Origin of the sequence: Algibacter amylolyticus (assembly GCF_014202225.1) — a bacterium.
GTDB classification, from domain to species: Bacteria; Bacteroidota; Bacteroidia; order Flavobacteriales; family Flavobacteriaceae; genus Algibacter_B; species Algibacter_B amylolyticus.
This window is the reverse complement of record NZ_JACHGE010000002.1, coordinates 507,973-528,892: the sequence shown is the minus strand read 5'-3', so window position 1 is coordinate 528,892 and position 20,920 is coordinate 507,973. Positions and strand designations below refer to the sequence as shown.

Genomic DNA, 20,920 nt, shown 5'->3' with positions numbered 1-20,920 from the left:
TTAATTAAATAAACTATCGTTGGTTTGAACTTCTTGAGTTGGTATAGGGAAATAATTGTGTTGGGCTGCCTTATAATTAGCTGCACTTTGAACAAAATCTGGTCTAATTCTCTCAACTATAAATAATGGTGCTACCCCGCCAGAACCAACATTTAAAATTGTTTCCTTATTTTCTTCTCTCCAAACTTCATCTGCTCTAAGTTCATCAAATACTTCTTGAACAATACCCCAACGTACTAAATCTTTCCATCTATGGCCTTCAAAACATAACTCAACAACGCGCTCTACACGTTGCAAATGTGTTAAAACTGTTGCTGCATTAGCAGGTACCATGGGTTGAGCACCATGTACTTGTTTACTAACATGCAATTGTGGGAACATACCACTATTCTCGTCCATGTATTGTTGTAAAGTAATAACACCTGCTCTACTTCTTACCATGTCAATATAATCTATGGCTGTTTCATAATCTGAATTTGCCATAAGTACAGCCTCTGCATACATTAATAATACGTCTGCATAGCGCATATGCCTAAAGTTAATACCCGATCTAGATAAGGCAGGCTCAGCACTTAAATGATACCAATTTGAATGCTTTTTAACGTATGCACTTTGTCCAAATCCAAAACCTTTAACTTCTGAAGATTCTAAATTATAATACGTTCCTTCCATATTTCGAACGGCAATGGTAGCGTTCATTCTTCTAGATTCTAAGTTATCATCGTTTATAGAATTATTAACATCTACTTCATCATTAACAAGCATTTCATGCAAGTTATAAGTAGGCAATATGGTATTAAAAGCTCCGTAATTTAGTTGCCCTACAGCCGTAGCCATAGTGGATGATTCTGCTCCTGTTTGATTTGGAGTATCATCAACAGCATTTCCGGGTGCTCCTGCAGATAAATCGAACGAGTAATTTACTTCAAAAATAGATTCTTCATTAAACTCATTTTCATGACCAAAATTATCACTAATATTTCTGGTTAATGAATACACATCAGAATCGATAACGCTCTTTAAAACCGTTACTGCTGTTGGCCATTCTTTTTTATACAAGTATACTTTACCTAACAATGTTCTTGCCGCTCCCCAAGTAACACGACCATTATCTGTACCATTCCAAACTTGTGGTAAATTTGATTGTGCAAATTCTAAATCGGGAATAATAATAGTGTCTGTAACATCATCAATACTAGAAAAAGGTTTAGAAAGCTCTTCTTTAGTTTCGGCAACTTTATCATGAATTACCGCACCACCGTAAGTATGAGCTAACTGAAAATAAAAGAATGCTCTTAAAAAACGTGCTTGTGCTTCTATTTGATTTTTTGTATCTCCAGTAAACACATTATCATCTGCTTCTTGAATATATTGAATAACTTGATTAGCTCTAAAAATACCAACATAAAGTTCATTCCATTTATCAGTAACATGATAAATTCCCGCATTAAAAGTTAAACTTCTAAAAGCTTGTGGTCTATACCAAGATTCTGTTCCTGCTATATCCCCTAAAATAAATTCATATTGTAAATCACCACCACTTATGCCTTGAAATTGAAGTGCACCATAAACGGTTGTTAGCGCGCTATTAAACTGTCTTTCAGACTTCCAAAAGGTATCTGTTGTAATCGCGTTCGGATTAATTTCTTCCAAAAATTTATCTTCATCACAAGCAACAAATGCAAACGAACAAAGAAAAATTAATGTAAAAGTTATGTTTTTTAATAATTTCATAATAATTAATTTTAATTTTTTAAAAACTTATTTGAAAACCTAACATGAACTGACGTGTAACGGGATAGTTACCACGGTCTACACCACGAGTAAATATTCCATCGCCCCCTACTTCTGGATCATATCCAGAATAGTTTGTAAATGTAAATGGGTTAGTTGATGTTAAATACACTCTTGCCTTTTCTATACCTGTAGTTGTAATACCTGGTATAGTATAACCAAGAGTTAAAGCTCTAATTCTAAAATAGGTTCCGTCTTCTAAAAAATAATCTGAACCGGCTTTTACATTACTATGGAATCCATTTTGTCTAAATGTGGGTACATCTGCAGTTGGGTTTTGTGGAGACCACATGTACAATAAATCTCTATGTCTTCCATTTTTGTATGCATATAGCTTCGCTCCATTATAAATTTCGGCTCCATGTGAATAAAAACTTTGAGCGCTAAAATCGAAACCTTTATAATCTAAGTTTAAAACTAACCCTACCTCAAACTCCGCTTGTCCTGAACCCGAGTAAACCCTATCGTTATCATCAACCTTGTTATCATTATTGGCATCTTTATACATCATATCGCCCAATTGCGGTGTACTTAAACTACTTAAATCTAACTTTTTATATTCATCTAATTGTTCTTGAGTTTTAATAACACCATCGTTTTGCAGAAGGAAAAAGGCTCCAGCTTCATAACCTTCAGCTAAAAATGTTGTGTATTCAACATTATTACCCATTGATATTACAGGTCTACCATTAGCATACCCTCTATCAATACCATTTAAATCTGTTACTTCGTTTATATTTTTAGTGAATGTACCTGACAAGCCATATTTTAATTCGCTTCCAATTTGATCCTTATAACTAATAGCGATTTCAAGCCCTTTATTAACCATGTTACCAGCATTTACAACTTTTACATCGTAAACTCCCGAAGCGCCAGTTTGATAAGTACCTGATGATGCTGGTAAACGCTCTTGAAGTAGCATATCTTTTTTATCATTTTGATACACATCTGCAGTTATGTTTAGTTTGTTTTTAAACAATGCTAAATCCACACCTATATTTTTAGACAATGTGGTTTCCCATTTAATATTAGGATCTACGTAACGTCTTTGAATTGCTCCAAAATTTAGCTCTTCATTAGGTCCGAAAGGGTAGTTTATTCCAGACTCGATAATAGGTGTAAATAAATACGGTGCAATACCTTGGTTTCCTACCTCAGCCCAACTTCCTCTTATTTTGAAATTACTAATAGCATCAATATTAAACCAGTTTTCTTCATGTATATTCCAACCCGCAGAAAAACCAAAGAAATTACCATACCTGTTAACTTCTGAAAATTTAGAAGATCCATCTCGTCTATAACTTGCAGATAATAAATATTTTTCATCATAGTTATATTGTACTCTAGCTAGTTTACCACTTAGTGTTGTTTTTTCGTTATAACTAGTTGGCTTAATACCTTCCGATCCGCTTCCTAAAGTTTGTAAATCGTTACTTGCATCATCACTAAAAATAACGCCAACTCCTAAATTTCTTCTTTCAAATTTCTCATAAGAAAGCACACCTAATAAAGAAAGATTATGCTTTCCGAAATTGGTAGAATAATTTATTATATTCTCAATGGACTCTCTTTTAGAAAATATATAATCTTCATTTAACAATGCATTTGGTGTTGATGCCGTAGCATTATAATCGCCTGTTCGCGTGTATGCCAAATATTGAGGTCTAAAAAACTTTCTAAAATAGTTAAATTCGTTTCTACCTAGGTTTACTTTGTATTTTAAACCTTTAGCGACTTCATATTCTAGGTTAAGTGCTATGTTATTAGACTTTGTTTCTCTTTCATCAACATTATCTAATTGACGTGATAAATAACTGTAAAAAATTTCGTTACCAACATCCAACTGCACACTATTCTCGCCAACAGAAGGAATGTCTCCTAGCGGTCTAGCCCATGGTTGCTGACCAATTCCATATTCATAAAGTGACCATGGCTCCTGAGTACGATTCTCTACAGTGTATCCAATAGTAGCAAAAGCTTTAAATTTTCCTTTTGTAAATTGACCTGTTAATCTATTTGATAATCTATCAAACCCAGAATTTATTAAAACACCGTCCTGTTCAAAGTAATTTGTAGCAAAGTTTAAAGTTAAATTTTCAAGACCACCAGAAATGTTTAAATTTAAGTTTCTAATTACTGCATTATCGTTTTGCACATCACTAACAAAGTCGGTATCATAATCTAATGGATCTGCATTAAAAAAGAACGTTAAAGGTTCTGTTCCTAATAATTCAGTGGTTACTTCCAAATTATAAAGTTGTTCAACTGTATTCATTAAAGGTGTACCAGAAGTAATATTTTGAACACCAGCATACGTACTAATATCAACCTGCATTTTACCCACTTTACCTTTCTTTGTGGTAATTAATATAACGCCGTTTGATGCTCTGGTTCCGTAAACAGATGCCGCAGCACCATCCTTTAGAATGTCGATACTATCAATTTGCTCTGGGGCTATATTAGGATTTCCTTCATAAGGAATACCATCTACAACGTATAATGGTCCTAATGCTCCCGAACTTATTGATCCCAATCCCCTAATTTGAACGTTAGCCGCTTCACCAGGTCGCCCACTAGATGCTTGAATATTAACTCCGGCTACTTTACCTTGAATGGCCGATCCTAAATCTGAAGTAGCAATACTCACAATATCTTCCGAACTTACATTTACAACCGCACCAGTAACCTCTTTCTTTTTTTGAGTACCATAGCCGACAATTACAACCTCATCCAATTCAGATAAGTCTTCTTCTAAAACTACATCAATTTGTGTTTTTCCTTTTATTGCAATGTTTTTAGATTTAAAACCAATAAAACTAAATTCTAACACCTCATTGGCATCAGCTTTAATTTCAAAAAAACCATCAAAATCTGTAACACTTCCTTTGGCTGTTCCCTTAACCAAAACATTTACACCGGGTAAAGGTTGGCCATCAGAGGTTACCTTTCCCTTAACAGTTAGGTTTTGACTGTGCATGAGTCCATAACTCAAAAACAGCAAAAACGCCAACCCATATTTCATAATCGTTAGTTTAATACTCATAAGTTTATTTAGTTTATAAAATTGATACCCAAATATTGTAAATTTGATAAAACAACAAACCAAAATAGACTTGACATGAACTTTACGGTGTATTAATTTAACATTTACGAACTTGACAAAAACTTGACACCTACGCATAAACAACCATGCAAGGTGTTGATTTACAGCAATTTATACAATCAGAGTCATACATATGTTTTTTTTATGTTAATTATTAACCTAATAATCTTCTATAAAGAAAAAAATCAAACATAAAATAGTTAACCTTTGTAAAATTTAATGCTTAAAAAAAACCCTCGCAATGTGCAAGGGTTCTATTTAAAATGTTGAATAGTATAATTTTGTAATAATTAATTAACAAACTAAAACATAATGTATTTATAAACGATTAATTATTTTTTAACTACCTTAAATAAATCGCTAAATCCATCCCTGCTGACTTTAACTAAATAAAGCCCACTTTGAAAGTCACTAAGATTAATATTAACCCTATTTTCTGTTACCTCCATTTGTTGTATCATAGTACCTTGTATACTAAAAATAGTAATAGTTGTTGATACACTTAACCCTTCTATTATAAGATCCCCAAACGTAGGATTTGGATAAACAGAAATACTACTTAAGTTCTTTTTGCCTACTGATAAAATACCAGTATAGGTTAAACTAAACCAATCTGCATTCCATTGCCAAGTTGTGGCACCTGTAGATTCAAAACGAATATTATGAGCGCCTTCTGCAATATTAATAACACCAGAACCTGGTTGAGTGGTATATGTCTCCCAAGCTCCAGTTCCCGATAAATCTGTGGTGTTCAACAAAACTCCATCTACATATACATTTACTCCTATTCCTGTCGTACTTGGAGTGCCAATGTTAAATTGAATTTCATATAAACCACTAGCCGGAATATTAACGGTGTAGTCTGCCCAATCTCCAGAAGTATTGTTGTTTAATCCAACACCAGGATTTACCACCATGCCATCGGAAGAGCCTCCCGTGTTTACAAGAGTTTCTGCTTCAATATAAATAGTTTTACTTACATTTACGGTACAGGTAGCAAACACACTACTATTTGTTGCTGAGGTTGCTGTAATGGTAGCTACACCATCTGTAAGTCCTGCGTTTACAACGCCATTTTGATCTACGGTTACAATATCATTGTCCGATGTCCAGTTAATATCCGTCTCTGTTGTATATTCAGGAGTAAGTATAGCAGTTAAAGTTTTATTCAATCCTGGAAATAAGTTTATTGATGAAGGTATTGATATCGACTCAATGGGAACTATAACCTCACCTTCTTGAACATTAATGGTAACTTCATCAAAAATTGTTGGCATATCATTTGAAGTAGCTCTAATAACTACATCTCCTTCTGCTATTCCTGTTAAAACCCCAGTGTTTTCATCAACTATTGCAATTCCTTCATTGCTAGAACTCCACTTTATATTCGTATTAAAAGCACCTGTAGGCAAAACAGTTGCCATACGAGTAATGGTTTCTCCAACTTGTACCACAGTAACACCGTCTTCTATAGTTAAAGAAGAAACACGAATATGGTCTATAATTTCAATTCCTTTAGTTTCAGTATCCAATACATTAGCGCCATCTTTTAGGGTTAGCCTTATTTCGTATCCAGTACCAGGAGTTGGCTCACTAGCCAGTATATATGGAACCGTTACTGTTTTATCTCCTAGCGCATTAATATTTAAAGACCCAGAGCCTAAAATAGAACCGTCTTTTACCAATTCCATTACTACTGTGCGGTCTCCCATTGCTGTTATAGGCACTGAAACATCTCCTGAGGTAAATGGCCGCATATAATCTGGTAAATTTCGAGTAAATATACTCTCTTGCCCAGCTATACGTACATCGACTGTGATATTGTCGGAGATATTTGTTCCTTTTACTTTTGCTGTTATTACTGCAGAACCTCCTATAACTTTACCAACCACTTTGCCTGTTGAAAGTACTTCCACAACAGCATCATTGCTTGAAGTCCACTCAATTTCAGGTGCATTTTCAGGCTCTGGTATTAATTGCAAAGTTAAAGGTGTATTTACGTATTGGTCTGCGGTAATCTGGTTACCTTCTAAAATCTCAATAGATGTAACTATTGATTCTATATAAGGAATAGCAGTTATCGTTTTAGTATCAAATATACTCGCTGACACTTGACTTGTTGCTGTAATAACGGTAACGCCAGAATCTGCAACTGCAGTAACTACACCGTTTTCATCAACGGTTGCAACATTGGTATCAGAAGAGGTCCATATTAGTCCTTTGTTTGAAGCGTTTTCTGGTGTAAAAACTGGTACAATTCCTAAAGTATTTCCGTTCATTAATGATTCCGCATCGCTTCCTAAGGAAATTGAGGTTAGCTCTACAGCGGTATCATCAGTGCGACCAGGATCTGCTGTCATATCAAACACTTGAATCATGGCTGTTGTAAACTGAACGTTTCGCCACCTCTCGAAATAAACTGTATTTTGTCCGTTTACAAGATATTCAACCGGACATTCTAACTCAACGACACCAAACCAGCTACCTCCCCAACTTCCAACACCATAACCCCGTGTATTTGCTACAAAATTATCGGCATCTACAATAACTTCATTTCCGTTTACGGTAAGCTTCTTTACTTTTATACCTGAAGACCCATCGGCTAATGTGCCGTCCGTAGGACCATCAAAGAATCCTCCAATTCTAATTATTGCTTCTCCAGTTGCTGGCTTAACAACACCATTTACAGTTGCCGTAATACTAGTTTGTCGAGGCGTGTGACAAAGCTGAGTACCACGCTTGTTGGTTGCATTTCCTGCTAATGGATCGCACATATACTTCGATTCCTTTGACTCCTCATCTAGAGTAATATTTGAGTCATACGAATATTCATAAATAATAGTCGAGTTTGGTTTAAGAGTCACTTGACTTGGTGCATCTGCCATTTGAGTTATTGTCAATACTGGAATGCCGTCATCTCCTTTAAATAGGTGACGAAACTCAACATTACTAACAGTATTTTCACCTTCTCCATGAAAATTCAGATTCATGGTCTTACTGAAATCCTGTGTATTGTTTAAGATTAAATACGCACGATCATCAAGCACGTATGCATCTACCTGTACATCATTGTCAGTTGATTGGGTGTCAATTCTTGTACCATCCACACCTTTCCAAAGTTCGAAAAAGGAGAGAATCTTACTCCATCCCCAACCTTCAGTAGGTTCATTCATCGTCCAAGTATTTGGATCACCTGTCCATGATCCCCGTGGCTCCATCAAAGTAGCTCCTTGATATCGAACTACATTGTTACCTGAAAAAGATGCTCCCCAAACCGCCTTGGTTGGAGCGAAGGGCATACTGTAAACAACATGTGATGGACGCTCTAAAAACTGCATCTGCATTTGGTTGAAAGACTTTAAGAACGGCCAGTCACGAACACCATTTGGCAATGACAAAATATAATTGCCACTTACGGCTCCAAACTCAGAAAGGACAATATCTTTTTTGTCTCCAAATAGCGTACTGTCATACCACTCAAACATATCAAGGAAAGCTTCTATATGTCCTCCTGCTCTGGTATGTTGTTTATCTCTAGCAAGGTCTGCACTAGGCCAGTCGTACATATGTACTCCATAGAAATCCATATCGGCACCAGCATAGTCAATGAATCCTTGGTACATGAAATCCCACTGCCACCATTGGTCCTTTGTATTATCCCATGCTTTTGGCCATACAGCATTACCAATTCCTGGATTTGGAATACCGCTTCCTACTCCAGACAGCATATTATCATACCACAAACCTGCTGCTTCACTTGAGTTATCATACCAAAATTGTCCGTCTGTTCGGTTAAGACCATCTGGTTTATAAAGGTCTAATTGTCCCCAAGTCATCCCACCAATCAAAGGTGCTTTATTACCGAGTTTAGCACGGACCTCTTGGGCAACTCGTTTGTGATACTCCCAATTTTTTTCTAGACTTGATACTATCATTCCAAAACCCGTATTCATAAAGTTCATATCAGGTTCATTGTAGGCTTCCCAATACTTTGGTAATGGTTCCCCAATGTCTTGGTCTGATTGTGCAAAATAATGTGCTAAATAATTAGCGACCCAGTCTGCAGCAGCATCTGTATCTTTTACAAACCAACCATCTGCACCTTTACCAAAACCAGGATACCAAGATAAGTTTGAATACATAGGCGAAAAGTCATTAATACCCATAATCATGCCCTTTGATTTAGCTTCATATTGGTGGCGGGAAATAAAGTCGTTTGAGTTGTACCATTGCTTTAAGCCACCACCATGCTCAATCATTTGAGTTTCGTTAGCCCAACCAGATTTATTAGGATCTTCTTCAACGAATTGCATTTTCCAAGTTGCTCCACCGGTTTCACGACCAAAGTAAACATCGAGGTCATTGATTAAGTAATCCAACATATCTTCATGACCTCTCCAATCTGATTCTTGTGGTGTAGCATGAATAGTCATACGACGTTCTCTTCCAAAATCTGAAACACCATCAACGGCATGTTTCATATTCAAGTTCACATCAACCATTATGTTTTGTGATACTCCTGTGTTGAAATAAATAATGCCTACTAGCAACATCAATATAGTTTTGTAGCTTTTCATTATTATTGGTTTAGTTTAATGTGAGATTTATAATTAAATTATTTACTTAATTTTGATAAAAAGTCGTTTTTTTTTAAGTATTATCCTTTGCTATTGAAAGGGCATCTTTTTTTACTTAAAAACAACCTTTTTGGTTAGGCTTCCCATATTAGAAGTTAGTCTAACCACATAAATAGAGGTATTGTTAAATTGATAATTTAGTGTCTCATTATTTTTTAACTGTTTGGAAGCTAATAAACGACCAAATAAATCTATAATTTGAACATTTCCCGAAATAGCTTTTAAAGTAACTCCTGTTTTAACAACTGTGAAACTATTTTTTAATACATCATTGTCTGTGCTTAAAGTAGTTCCTAAATCAGTTATTTTCATACTTAAAATTCGCGTTTTGTTAAACATATCAACAGTGCCATCTCTACCAATTCCTACTCCAAAAGTCATGGTGGTAGCATCAGCTACAAAGTTTTTGGTTAAAAGCTCTTCAGGTTCTTCTAACCCAGTGGTAGTAGTATATAAAGAATTAGCTGAAGCAAAGTTAGTTGATGGAGGCGTTGTACTCCACGCATGTAATGTGTGGTCTACCTCTGGGCGACCTTGTTTTCGAACTACGGGAACTTCAACTTGGTACATGTTCCCAATAGTTAACCCTGATTTGGTAAAGGTAAACCAAGCCTCTTCATCTGCGGTTGTATTTCCGTTACCAGGGCTGCCCAGAGTTAGAAAACCTTGTAACCAACTGCAAGAGCTTACTGAACTATTGCTCCACCCAGTTGATGGGTTAATAAAACCAAAACCATCTGCGTAATCAGTCAATATTAAAGTTTGGTTAGGTCCCCAAGCGGTTTTACCGTTTGCAGTACTAGAGGCATAAGTAGCATCAAAAGTTTGATCAAGAATAACTGTCTGTGCATTTAAATTTAATGTCCCGATTTGTAAACCGAGGATAGCGAATAATAATGTAATTTTTTTCATAATAGTTAATTTAGATTTTATCATAGTAAACTTATACCTAACCACAACAATATCAATGATTTAAAACTTGACCAAAACTTGACAAATAAATAAAATTTCGACAAAACACTTATTTTACAGATGTAAAACTTGACAACAACTCAATATCTTTTTTTGCGATATTCACAATTAATAAGCTTAAAAAATAAAGAGTTTGTATAAATCACAGTTGTCTACGAAGAAACCATCACTTTAAAGTTTATAACACCTATAAACCTTCTGAATTTAAATCATTTATTTCCTAAGCACCTTAAAATCTTTTTAAAGAGCAATGATTTTTGCTTTTTTTTTTAAAATTGGAACAAAAAAACCAGAGAAATTAACTTCTCTGGTTTAATTCAATTTTATTAAAACTATCAACCTATTACAGGACGACTCAATAAATAATTACTCAGGTTTAAAAACCCTTATATAATCAAAATAATTTCTTGTTCTTTCAGGGTTTGTTACTCCTGGATCGGTAAGATAGTCAATACCATTACTTTCTCTCCAACCTTGCGCTGCTTGACTTATAATTAAATACATAGGCTTATTTAAACCTGTACCATTTGTGTAGTTCTCTGGGTCTATTTGATTCTCTGGAGTTCTTCTAACCTCTTTACCATCTACAAAATACCGCAAATCTTTGGGTCCCCACCACAATACACCATACCTATGGTAATCTTGGGACCAAACTGTATTTTTACCATCAGCATACCAAGTTTCTGCACCTGTAGGTTGATAATCTTGAAATGGACTTCTAATAAAAACATGATGACTTAAATGCAATCTCTTAGAAAAATAATCGTTAGTTACATCACCATAAGCTTCAAGATTATCTATTTCTTGTGTAGAATCTTCACTTAGCATCCACACAGCACACGCTAAAGGCGAGTTACTTATTTTTGCCCGAACCTCCATATATAAAGGGTATTTAACCATTTCTTTTGAGCTAATGCAACCTGTTTCCACAGTTCCATTAATTATGGCCGCTTCATATATCAACTCTCCATTACTAATAGCGGAACGAGAAGGGGAATACCTGGTTTTATCAGGACCTCTCCATCCGTTAAAAAATTTATCTTGCCAGTTAGTTGTAAATTCAGCAGATGATTTATCGGATGAAAATTCGTTTGAGAATTTATCTTGATATTTCCATAATTTACCTTCATTTGGTATAGGTAATTGCTCAGGAAGCATATATTTATCTTCAGTTTCATCGCCTGAATCTTCAATATCAGTTTGTTCCTGCTCTTCAACTTCAACTTCTTTTATAGGAGAATCAGCTTTCTCACAACAGAAAGCAAAAACGCATAATAATATTATATAACTTATATTTTTCATTTCTTTTACCTTTTTTAAAAATGTGAAAATCAAATTATTCAATTGTTTTTGGAGTACGTTTTAAAGCTTCTACTTTTAATTCTTCATGTAATTCTCTATACATTTCTAATCGCTTTTTTTGATAGGCATTAGCTTGCAGCCAGATAACTGGTTGATTATTGGCATTCCAACTATTCCACAAATTCGCCATTTTCTTTCGCTGTAGGTTACTAGATTCTATAAGGTTATTAGATTCAAATGGGTCTAATTCCATATTATAAAGCGCCATATTTTTATTCTCTAATAAAAATTTTGAAGTTGGAGTTCTTACAGCCCACCCCTTACCTTCTGATGCTCGCCAAAACAGTGCACTATGAGGAGAGTCTTTTACTTCTTTTTGTAGGTATGGCAACAAATTCACACCATCAAGTTTTGCATTCTCGGTGTCAGCTTTAGCAACTGCAATAGCTGTGGCTGCAATATCCAATGATGAAACCAACCCATCAAACTGTCTAGGGGTTTTAATTCCATTAGGCCAGTGCACTATAAATGGAACATGACTCCCACCTTCGTACATAGAACCTTTACCTTTTTTAAATGGATAATTACTAGAAAAAATCTCTTTATTATATCCGGTAGTTGCGACCCCGCCATTGTCGGAAAGGAAGAAAATAATAGTATTGTCTAATTTTCCACTTTCTTTAAGCGCATCCACAACCATACCAATACCTTCATCCATCTTATCAATCATGGCCGCATAAATGCGACGTTCTCTACTTTCGATATGCTTATATTTTTCAATAGTTTCTTTTGGAGCTTGCAGTGGCATGTGTGGAGCGTTATAAGCCAAATACAACATAAAAGGCGTGTCTGATTCCTTAACAAATTTGGCAGCATCACGACTTAAGGCCGTGGTAAGATATTCATTAAATTCTCCTGCCCCATTATTTAAAACAAGCGGATAAAAATCTCCTTCGTTGGCTCCATAATTAGGTTTTCCTTTTTTATTTACTAGAGGTTTAATAGTATTTACTTGTTCTGGAAAATAGGTATGTCCACCTGATAAAAACCCATAAAAATGATCAAAACCTCTATTATTAGGATGGTAAGGAGCTGCCGCACCTAAGTGCCATTTACCAATAATTCCCGTTCTATAACCGGTTTCCTGCATACGTTTGGCAAAGGTTTTTTCTTCAAGCGGTAAACCCATATACAGATCAAAAGGAGAATAGGTTGAATTGATTTCCATTCCAAACCTAGCTTGGTATCTACCCGTTATGAGTCCTGCACGAGAGGGCCCACAATAGGGATGTGTTACATAACCATTTGTAAACACAATACCATTATTTGCTAATTTATCTAATTGTGGCGTAAAAATATCTTTACATCCGGTAAACCCAACATCGTGATATCCTAAATCATCGGCGAGAATTACTAATACATTAGGACGATTTTGTGCCGTAAGAACTATAGATTGTCCGTGCAATAGCAAAATAATTAGAAGGAACATACTTGAAACTTTCTTTATCATATTTTAAACTTAAAGGATTTATTAAACTAGAACTTATAAAAAAACACGTATGTAGAATACGTGTTTTTTTTAATGAATAATCATCTGTTAAATAATTAATTAATCTTTAATAAATTTTTGGTAAATACTGTCAAGACCTAAAAAGTATATACCCTTTTGTAACTTTTCAATATTTATAACTTTATTAAAATCACCTTTTTTGATTACTTTACCTGTTACATCTATAACCTGAAAACTTTCAAAGTGCATATTAGTTTTTATATTAATTTCAGTTTTGGCAGGATTTGGATAGAAAGTGAATACTTCTTTAGCAAAATCTTCGGTAGATAGTGCTGCCGCTACTTTCCAACTATAATCAAATATATTATCACCAGAATTACCAAAATTCGTTGATGATGTAGTTCTTATTTGTAATATAGCAGGATCTACTATAGTTGTTGGGGTTAGTGTAACAGTAACCTGTCCAGATGCTGTTGTAATTGGAGCAGAAGCAAAATTAGGCGTATCAGCAAAACTACCCCCTGCTAATATCTTTACAATCACCTCATTAGGATTAGAAACATCTTGACCTGAATAATCGATAACGAAATCATAACTAGATGCAACATTTAGCGTTGCATTAGTTTCCGTTTTAAATTCAGTAACAGTCTGACCATTTATAGAAACCAATGAAACAATTTGTTGAGCAAAAGCAAATGTTCCACTCAATAATAAAAATAATAAAGTAATTTTTTTCATAATATTTAGTTTTAGATTAATTATGTAACAAATCAAATGTTTTAATTAAATAAAAACTAGAAAAGGTACTTGACATAAACTAGACAATTCTAAAAATCTACTTTTTAAGCACTTTAAAGTTATAACCCGTATCTGTTTTTAAAAAATAAATTCCGTTAGCAAGATTTGAAATATCAATAACCTTATCTGATTTAAATGTTTTTACCACCTTTCCAGAAATACTATAAACACTAATTTGTTTATAATGAATAGCGTCCTTAATACTTATTACTCCAGTAGTTGGGTTAGGATAAATTTTCATGGAAGATGTTAATTTAGTATTATTAACACTTAAAGTTTGGCTTCTTAAATCACTACTAAAATTAAATACTTGCAGTGATACAGTACTTATATGACCTCCCGTATCACCAAACTCAACTGATATTATATTGTTTGTTTGAATTAAATCAAATGGAACAGGAATTTCTAAAACACCAAAAAAGCGTTCTCGCTGTGCCTGATCATCACCTCTCCAATTGTTTGGCACATCAACCAAAGTACCATTTACTTTAATTGAAGGTCGTAACGATAAACCATGTATTCTACCAATACCAACTCTTAAAACAGCTTCTCCGTAAGCATTTGTTGAAACGGCATTTAACTGGAAATTTACTTCTTGATTTGCAACAATTGGCTGTAAGTAAGTTGTGGCATAATATTTAGTTTCCGTATTGGATTCATTAATTGATATGGTATTATTAAATGTGTATTCTAAAACCATGGTACTTTCAGCATTTAAAGTAACTGTTGAAGTATTTACTGCTATAGATTCTTCTAATAATTGGGGTAAATTACTTCCATCTAAATACAGATATTTTTTTGTTATAGAAGCAATAGATAAACCATCGGTTTCAATTAGATTTAAATCAATTTCTTCATCTGTAAAATTTAAATTATTTAGTACAACATAAGCCTTATTACCATCTACATACCCATCGACTTGAACATCCAAATTATCTGAAAATGTATCAATTCTAGTGCCATTTACATTACTCCATAACTGATAAAATTTCACCATATCTGTATAAACCCATTGTCCTGTATAACTGGTTGGTTCATTCTCTTTCCGCATTAAACGGTGATTGTATGGTATACCATTGTTATAACCCCATTCTGCTTTTACTATAACGAAATTAATAGCAGAAGCAATATGGTTTGGCCTATCTAGAAAAGACATTAATTGTGCATTTTGTGCTTTTAAATGAAGCCAGTCTCTATAAGGACTCCATTGTTGCTTTGAATAATCGTGCATTTGCGCACCATATTCTGAAATTACAAACGGCTTTACTTCTCCAAAAGACATGTAACTGTATTGCTCCATCATATCAAAGGTAGCTTCAACATTACTACCCGAGCGTAACTTTTTCTGCCCGCCTCCAATAGAAGGAAAATCGTATAGATGTATAGACCAAAAATCCATATTATTACCTGCTACATCCATAAATAGCTTATCTCTATTTATCCAACGTTGAAAATCACCTTTTTCAAAATTTGGAAAAGCAGCAGTATAACCACCGACCTTAACATTGGGTGCTTGAGCCTTTATGGCTATGGCGACATCGTTATGAAAATCCGCCACCTCTTGTAACGAGTTGGTATAATCTTCTGGTCCGCCAAGATGCTCATAAGCAGGTTCATTTATAATTTCGACAAATTCGGGAACGGGTTGACCATTATTGCCATGAAACTCATTGATATAGCGTCCCATATATTCACCTGTTGCAGTTCCATTAGCAAAACTCCAACCTTGATTTGTTGCTTTTTGCCCTTCGCCTGTCCAAAATGGATATTTTTGAGCACCTAGAATTAAAGTATTTCTAGCTTCATATTGATGTAAATTTGTTTGAGAGGCATAAGCATTACGTCTATTTAAACCAAGTGATGCTATATGCTCGGGGTTAGCATAACCTGTTCTAGATGGATCTTCTTGCATTTGATTTGAATACCATGACACGCCACCAGTATCTCTACCCATATAAACGTCATACCCATTTAAAAAATGATCTCTTAAATCTGAAGTAAAATTAGTGCCATTCCATTCATTTTCTGTTTGATTTGCATGAATAGTTATAAACTTTGAACGATCAAGTGTTTCAACATTTCCAACGCTATGCTTTGCATTTAAATTTGCCGTTATTTTAGAATTATTACCAGTTGAAGATATAGTAATATTTACACTACCATTAGCAGTACCATCTACATCATCCTTCAAAAAAACAATTAATTTATAGTAATTACCGTTAGCTAAAGTATTGCTAAATGGCACATTAGCGGGAATTGTATAATTATAATTAATAACATCATTATTAGGATGCGTATCTGAAGATGAGCCTGAAAGTGGGCAAGTCATAAAAGCGCCATATTGATTAACTGTGTTTTCTGCAGCATCAACTTCGCGAATCCAGACACAAATATAATCTCAATCTGGAGTGCTATAGGTTATTTCCATATCAAGTACTTGCCCTGGTAAAAACGTTAAATTAGTTGGTGCATTTGTCCAAGAAACTGAACTTTGCGCTGTTATTATCGCTGATGTTAAAAAAAATAATAAAGTAATTTTTTTCATAATTTTATATATCAAATTTTGTTTTTTAAAGAATTGATTATGCTAAATGTATATAAATAGCGAAGGCCAATCGATAATTTAAACTTGACAAAAACTTGACAGACCAAATTCTTAAGGTTTATAACCCTTTAGGAGTGCTTAACATTCAATAAAATAAAACAAATTCATTCTATTGTTTAATTTATTTTCTATATAATTACTCATACATATCCCTCAATTAAAAACTAATACTATATTTTTACCTCACACCAAAATTTATATAATTCTTAAAAAAAAAGACATATTTTATGTTATACCTAAAATCAACTAAATAAATTTATATTTTTAACATTCAAAACAGTATTACACATAATTTAATGATAGTAAAAAAGAATATTAAGTTTTACAAAAATTTAGAATACCTAAAAAGTGCTGTAATTTTAAATATATTAGTATTTACTCTCTTTTTAATTACAGGAAGTCTAAGTGCCCAAATGAATACTATGCAAACATTTGATAAGGCGATGGATTTACGATATAAAAAACCAGATAGCTCAATCATCCTTTTTCAGAAAAGTCATGAGTCTTATTTACAAAATAAAGACACTATTAATGCCGTAAAAAGTTTAATGGAGTTATCTTTAGTTTATGCTAATAAGGCACAGTACGCAAACTCTTACAATGTATTATGGAATGCATTATTACTTACAGACAACACAAACCTAATAACAACTAAATCAGTAATATACAACAGGTTAGGGAGCATCTATAATTACTTTAAAAGGGAAGACAAAGCACTAGAATACCTAAAAAAAGCATTAGAGATTCACAAGTCTTTAGTTAAAGAAAATAAAATTCCAGCATCAGGTCTTGTGCCCTACTATTTTTCAATTACCACTAGTTTTAGAGAGTTAAAAAAAACAGAGCTTGCTCAAATTTACTTAGACAGTAGCTATTTATACTTCTCAAAAAGTAAACCTGCTATTGCAGAATCTTTTTTAGAATTTGAAACAGCTAATATTTTGGCATTACAAAATGAGAACGAAAAGGCATTGAAAATTTTTGAACGCATTTATCCTTGGTTTCAAGAGAATCAACCGTCATATTTAGTGCTGTTTTACAAATTTTGGGGCGATGTTTACCTTAACTTAATGCAACTCGATAAAAGTGAAACATTATACAAAAAAGCCCTTAAAGCATCTGAAGAATATAAAAGTCATATTGACTTTACACCATTAATTCATGAAAAACTTACAGAGCTATATATAAAACAAAATGATTATGTAAATGCATTTAAAAATTTACAAATAGCAAAAGATTTAGATGCTAAATTCTTTGATAGCCGCAGCCCTTACAATCATTTTATAATGGAAATTAAAGACTCTTATAGACTTGAAAAAGATAGGCAGGAAAAACTTATACAAGCTCAACATTTAAGACAGCTAGAACAGGAAGACAAAATAAAAAACCTACAACGAATCATTTTACTGGTCTCTGTTGTTTTCATACTTATCATCGGTTATTTCTACATTAAAAACCTTCGCGCAAAACATAAAGCAGAAAAACAACTTATTAGACGTAATAAGGAATTGGAAATAAAAAAAGCTAAAGAACTTTTAGAACTTAAAAATAAAGAACTAGCTGCCTCTGCACTTCAATTGATAGAAAAGGACGAGTTCATGAAAAATCTTAAAACGAAAATTAGAGAAGGTGAACCAACTATTAAGAAAAGTGAATTAAATAAAATACTGAGATCGGTATCTATAAATAATACAAGTTCATGGGATGAATTCAAATTGCGTTTTATAGAAGTTAACAAAGAGTTTTATGACAAAATATTTGAAAAATATCCAAAGCTTAGTCAAGGTGACCAAAAAATATGTGCTTTAATTAAATTAAACATGTCAAGTAAAGAAATGTCCAGGTTACTTGGTATTTCTGTGGAGTCTGTGCATACATCAAGACATCGTATAAGAAAAAAAATGAACCTTTCTCGTGATATTAATCTTGAAGACTATATAAACTCTTTATAATATAGTTTTTATCAATGTTAAAAAGCCTTTTTCGTGCTTTTGTAAAGTTTAAGTCAAGTTGATTTAAGCTCATTTCGTGGTGCTTTCTACTAAATTAGCTCTCCTTAGTTTACTGCTTCATTTAAAATAATTCAAAGATTATTAGATTGTTTTATTTGATGAGTACATTATAGCATACACCCTTATTTGTTTATTTAAATACGCCCTAATATATCATTTTAAATAGGCTCGTAAAAGATTTAAAGTTATAAAACGAAGAGGCAAAGCATGCTGAGTAAACTAAATTTTATTTTAAAAAACAATATGAGATATATCTAAAACCATATCAGATACAGCTCGGGATATAAATTAATTAAAATTGTCGTGTTGGTATAACAGTAAAGTTTTAAGCAACAGACAAACTCATATAAAATAAAATCTATAATAATGAAAGCAACAGTTTACGAAGGCAATAAAACCTTCAAAGTAATCGACAAAGAAATTGAACAACCAAAAACTGGAGAAGTTCAAATTAAAGTAGCCTATGTTGGCGTTTGTGGAACAGATGTGCATATTTATCATGGTATGATGGATAAACGTGTGAACATTCCAGAAACTATTGGTCATGAAATGTCTGGAGTTATAGAAGCTGTTGGCGAAGGAGTAAGTGGTTTTTCGGTAGGTGAAAAAGTAGTTGTTCGCCCATTGGATGACAGAAAAGTAAAATCATCTGATAAAGGATTTAATCACATTTGTGAAGAGTTAAAATTTATTGGTATTGATAGCCCTGGTGCTATGCAACAATATTGGAATGTGCCAGCATTTACATTGCACAAACTAAAAGAAAATACAGATTTAAAATTAGCAGCCTTAATAGAACCTTTGTCTGTTGCAGCACACGATGTACGCTTAAGCGGTTTGGTTAAAGGTGAAACTGCTGTAGTTTTAGGTGGTGGCCCTATTGGTTTATTAGTTGCTATGGTTGCTAAAGAAGCTGGTGCTCAAGTTATTATTTCCGAAGTAAACCCAAAACGCATTGAAAAAGCAAAATCATTAGGTTTTGATGCTGTAAGCCCTATCGATGTCGATCTTGTTGATTATGTGAGTGGCAAAACGGAGGGTAGAAAAGCAGATGTAGTTTTTGAAGTTGCTGGTGTACAACCTGCATTAGATGTAATGTGTGAAGTTGCAGGTATTCGCGGACGTATTGTTATGGTTGCCATACATGGTGTTAAAAAAGAAGTTGATTTATTTAAATTCTTCTGGAAAGAATTAAAATTAATTGGTGCTCGTGTTTACGAAAAAGAGGATTATGAAAAAGCAATTACTCTAATTACGGCAAACGATTTACCATTTGAAGATATGATTACAGATGTGCAGCCTCTAAGCAATATTCAACAAGTGTTTGAAAACATAGACAATAACCCTGATGGTTTAAAGGTACTTATGGACTGTCAAGCATAATAAATTAAGTAAAAAACATAAAAATATAAACGATGAGTATTTTAAATAGTTTCAGTTTAGAAGGAAAAACAGCTATAGTTACAGGCTGTAAAAGAGGTATTGGTAAAGGTATGGCAATTGCTTTAGCCGAAGCCGGTGCAGATATTATTGGCGTATCAGCTTCATTAGAATTAGAAGGTAGTGCTATCGAAAAAGAAGTAACTGCCTTAGGAAAAAAATTCACAGCTTATCAATGTGATTTTTCAGATAGAAAAGCTTTATACACATTTATAAAAAGTGTAAAAGCGAATCACTCTCAAATAGATATTTTGGTTAATAATGCAGGAACTATTTTAAGAACTCCAGCGGCAGAACATCCAGATGATATGTGGGATAAAGTTATTGAAGTAAACCAAAACTCACAATTTATATTAACTCGTGAATTTGGAAGAGATATGATTGCTCGTGGTTCTGGTAAAATCATTTTCACAGCATCATTATTAACATACCAAGGAGGTATTACAGTACCAGGTTATGCAGCAAGTAAGGGTGCTATTGGTCAAATGATTATGGCTTTTGCTAACGAATGGGCAGGTAAAGGTGTTAATGTAAATGGTATTGCGCCAGGATATATTGCTACCGATAATACAGAAGCATTACGTAACAACCCAGAAAGAGCAGATTCTATTTTAGCGCGTATACCAGCTGGTAGATGGGGAGAACCTAAAGATTTTGCGGGACCTATTGTATTCCTAGCATCAAAAGCATCAGATTATATGCATGGTTCTATAACACTAGTAGATGGTGGCTGGATGGGGCGATAAT

At 33.7% G+C, this 20,920-nt stretch carries 12 protein-coding genes; 3 read left to right on the top strand and 9 right to left on the bottom strand.

The features are described from left to right. The 9 genes from HNQ90_RS07215 to HNQ90_RS07175 all read right to left on the bottom strand — a co-directional run bounded on the left by HNQ90_RS07215 (nt 1) and on the right by HNQ90_RS07175 (nt 16,661). Nucleotides 1-1,734 carry a RagB/SusD family nutrient uptake outer membrane protein gene (locus HNQ90_RS07215; RefSeq protein WP_144117190.1) on the bottom strand — a complete coding sequence of 578 codons (1,734 nt, stop codon included), beginning with the start codon at nt 1,732-1,734 and terminating at the stop codon, nt 1-3. Between the two features lie 19 nt (nt 1,735-1,753). Further along, complete coding sequence (locus HNQ90_RS07210) at nt 1,754-4,837, bottom strand: SusC/RagA family TonB-linked outer membrane protein (protein WP_144117189.1); 3,084 nt, start codon at nt 4,835-4,837, stop codon at nt 1,754-1,756. Between the two features lie 392 nt (nt 4,838-5,229). Further along, nucleotides 5,230-9,474, bottom strand: coding sequence for an Ig-like domain-containing protein (locus tag HNQ90_RS07205; protein ID WP_144117188.1), 4,245 nt, complete (start codon nt 9,472-9,474; stop codon nt 5,230-5,232). 111 nt (nt 9,475-9,585) lie between these two features. Continuing rightward, complete coding sequence (locus tag HNQ90_RS07200; protein ID WP_172625901.1) at nt 9,586-10,446, bottom strand: T9SS type A sorting domain-containing protein; 861 nt, start codon at nt 10,444-10,446, stop codon at nt 9,586-9,588. Between the two features lie 426 nt (nt 10,447-10,872). Further along, nucleotides 10,873-11,808, bottom strand: coding sequence for a family 16 glycosylhydrolase (locus tag HNQ90_RS07195; protein ID WP_144117186.1), 936 nt, complete (start codon nt 11,806-11,808; stop codon nt 10,873-10,875). Between the two features lie 34 nt (nt 11,809-11,842). Next, complete coding sequence (locus tag HNQ90_RS07190) at nt 11,843-13,318, bottom strand: sulfatase-like hydrolase/transferase (protein WP_144117185.1); 1,476 nt, start codon at nt 13,316-13,318, stop codon at nt 11,843-11,845. A 99-nt stretch (nt 13,319-13,417) separates the two neighbouring features. Beyond that, nucleotides 13,418-14,056, bottom strand: coding sequence for a T9SS type A sorting domain-containing protein (locus tag HNQ90_RS07185; protein WP_144117184.1), 639 nt, complete (start codon nt 14,054-14,056; stop codon nt 13,418-13,420). 97 nt (nt 14,057-14,153) lie between these two features. Then, nucleotides 14,154-16,445 (bottom strand): T9SS type A sorting domain-containing protein, encoded by a 2,292-nt coding sequence (locus HNQ90_RS07180; RefSeq protein ID WP_144117183.1) that lies wholly within the window; start codon nt 16,443-16,445, stop codon nt 14,154-14,156. Nucleotides 16,446-16,514: 69 nt separating this feature from the next. Next, nucleotides 16,515-16,661: a hypothetical protein gene (locus tag HNQ90_RS07175; RefSeq protein WP_172625900.1), complete on the bottom strand. Its 147-nt coding sequence runs from the start codon at nt 16,659-16,661 to the stop codon at nt 16,515-16,517. A gap of 356 nt (nt 16,662-17,017) precedes the next feature. On the opposite strand from HNQ90_RS07175, the gene HNQ90_RS07170 reads away from it, so the two are divergent. The 3 genes from HNQ90_RS07170 (at nt 17,018) to HNQ90_RS07160 (ending at nt 20,919) form a co-directional block, all read left to right on the top strand. Continuing rightward, nucleotides 17,018-18,673: a tetratricopeptide repeat protein gene (locus tag HNQ90_RS07170; RefSeq protein WP_144117182.1), complete on the top strand. Its 1,656-nt coding sequence runs from the start codon at nt 17,018-17,020 to the stop codon at nt 18,671-18,673. 426 nt (nt 18,674-19,099) lie between these two features. Then, a complete protein-coding gene (locus HNQ90_RS07165; RefSeq protein ID WP_144117181.1) occupies nt 19,100-20,116 on the top strand; it encodes a zinc-dependent alcohol dehydrogenase in 1,017 nt (338 codons plus the stop codon). Between the two features lie 38 nt (nt 20,117-20,154). Next, nucleotides 20,155-20,919, top strand: coding sequence for an SDR family NAD(P)-dependent oxidoreductase (locus tag HNQ90_RS07160; protein WP_172625906.1), 765 nt, complete (start codon nt 20,155-20,157; stop codon nt 20,917-20,919). The last annotated feature ends 1 nt before the right edge of the window (nt 20,920 follow it).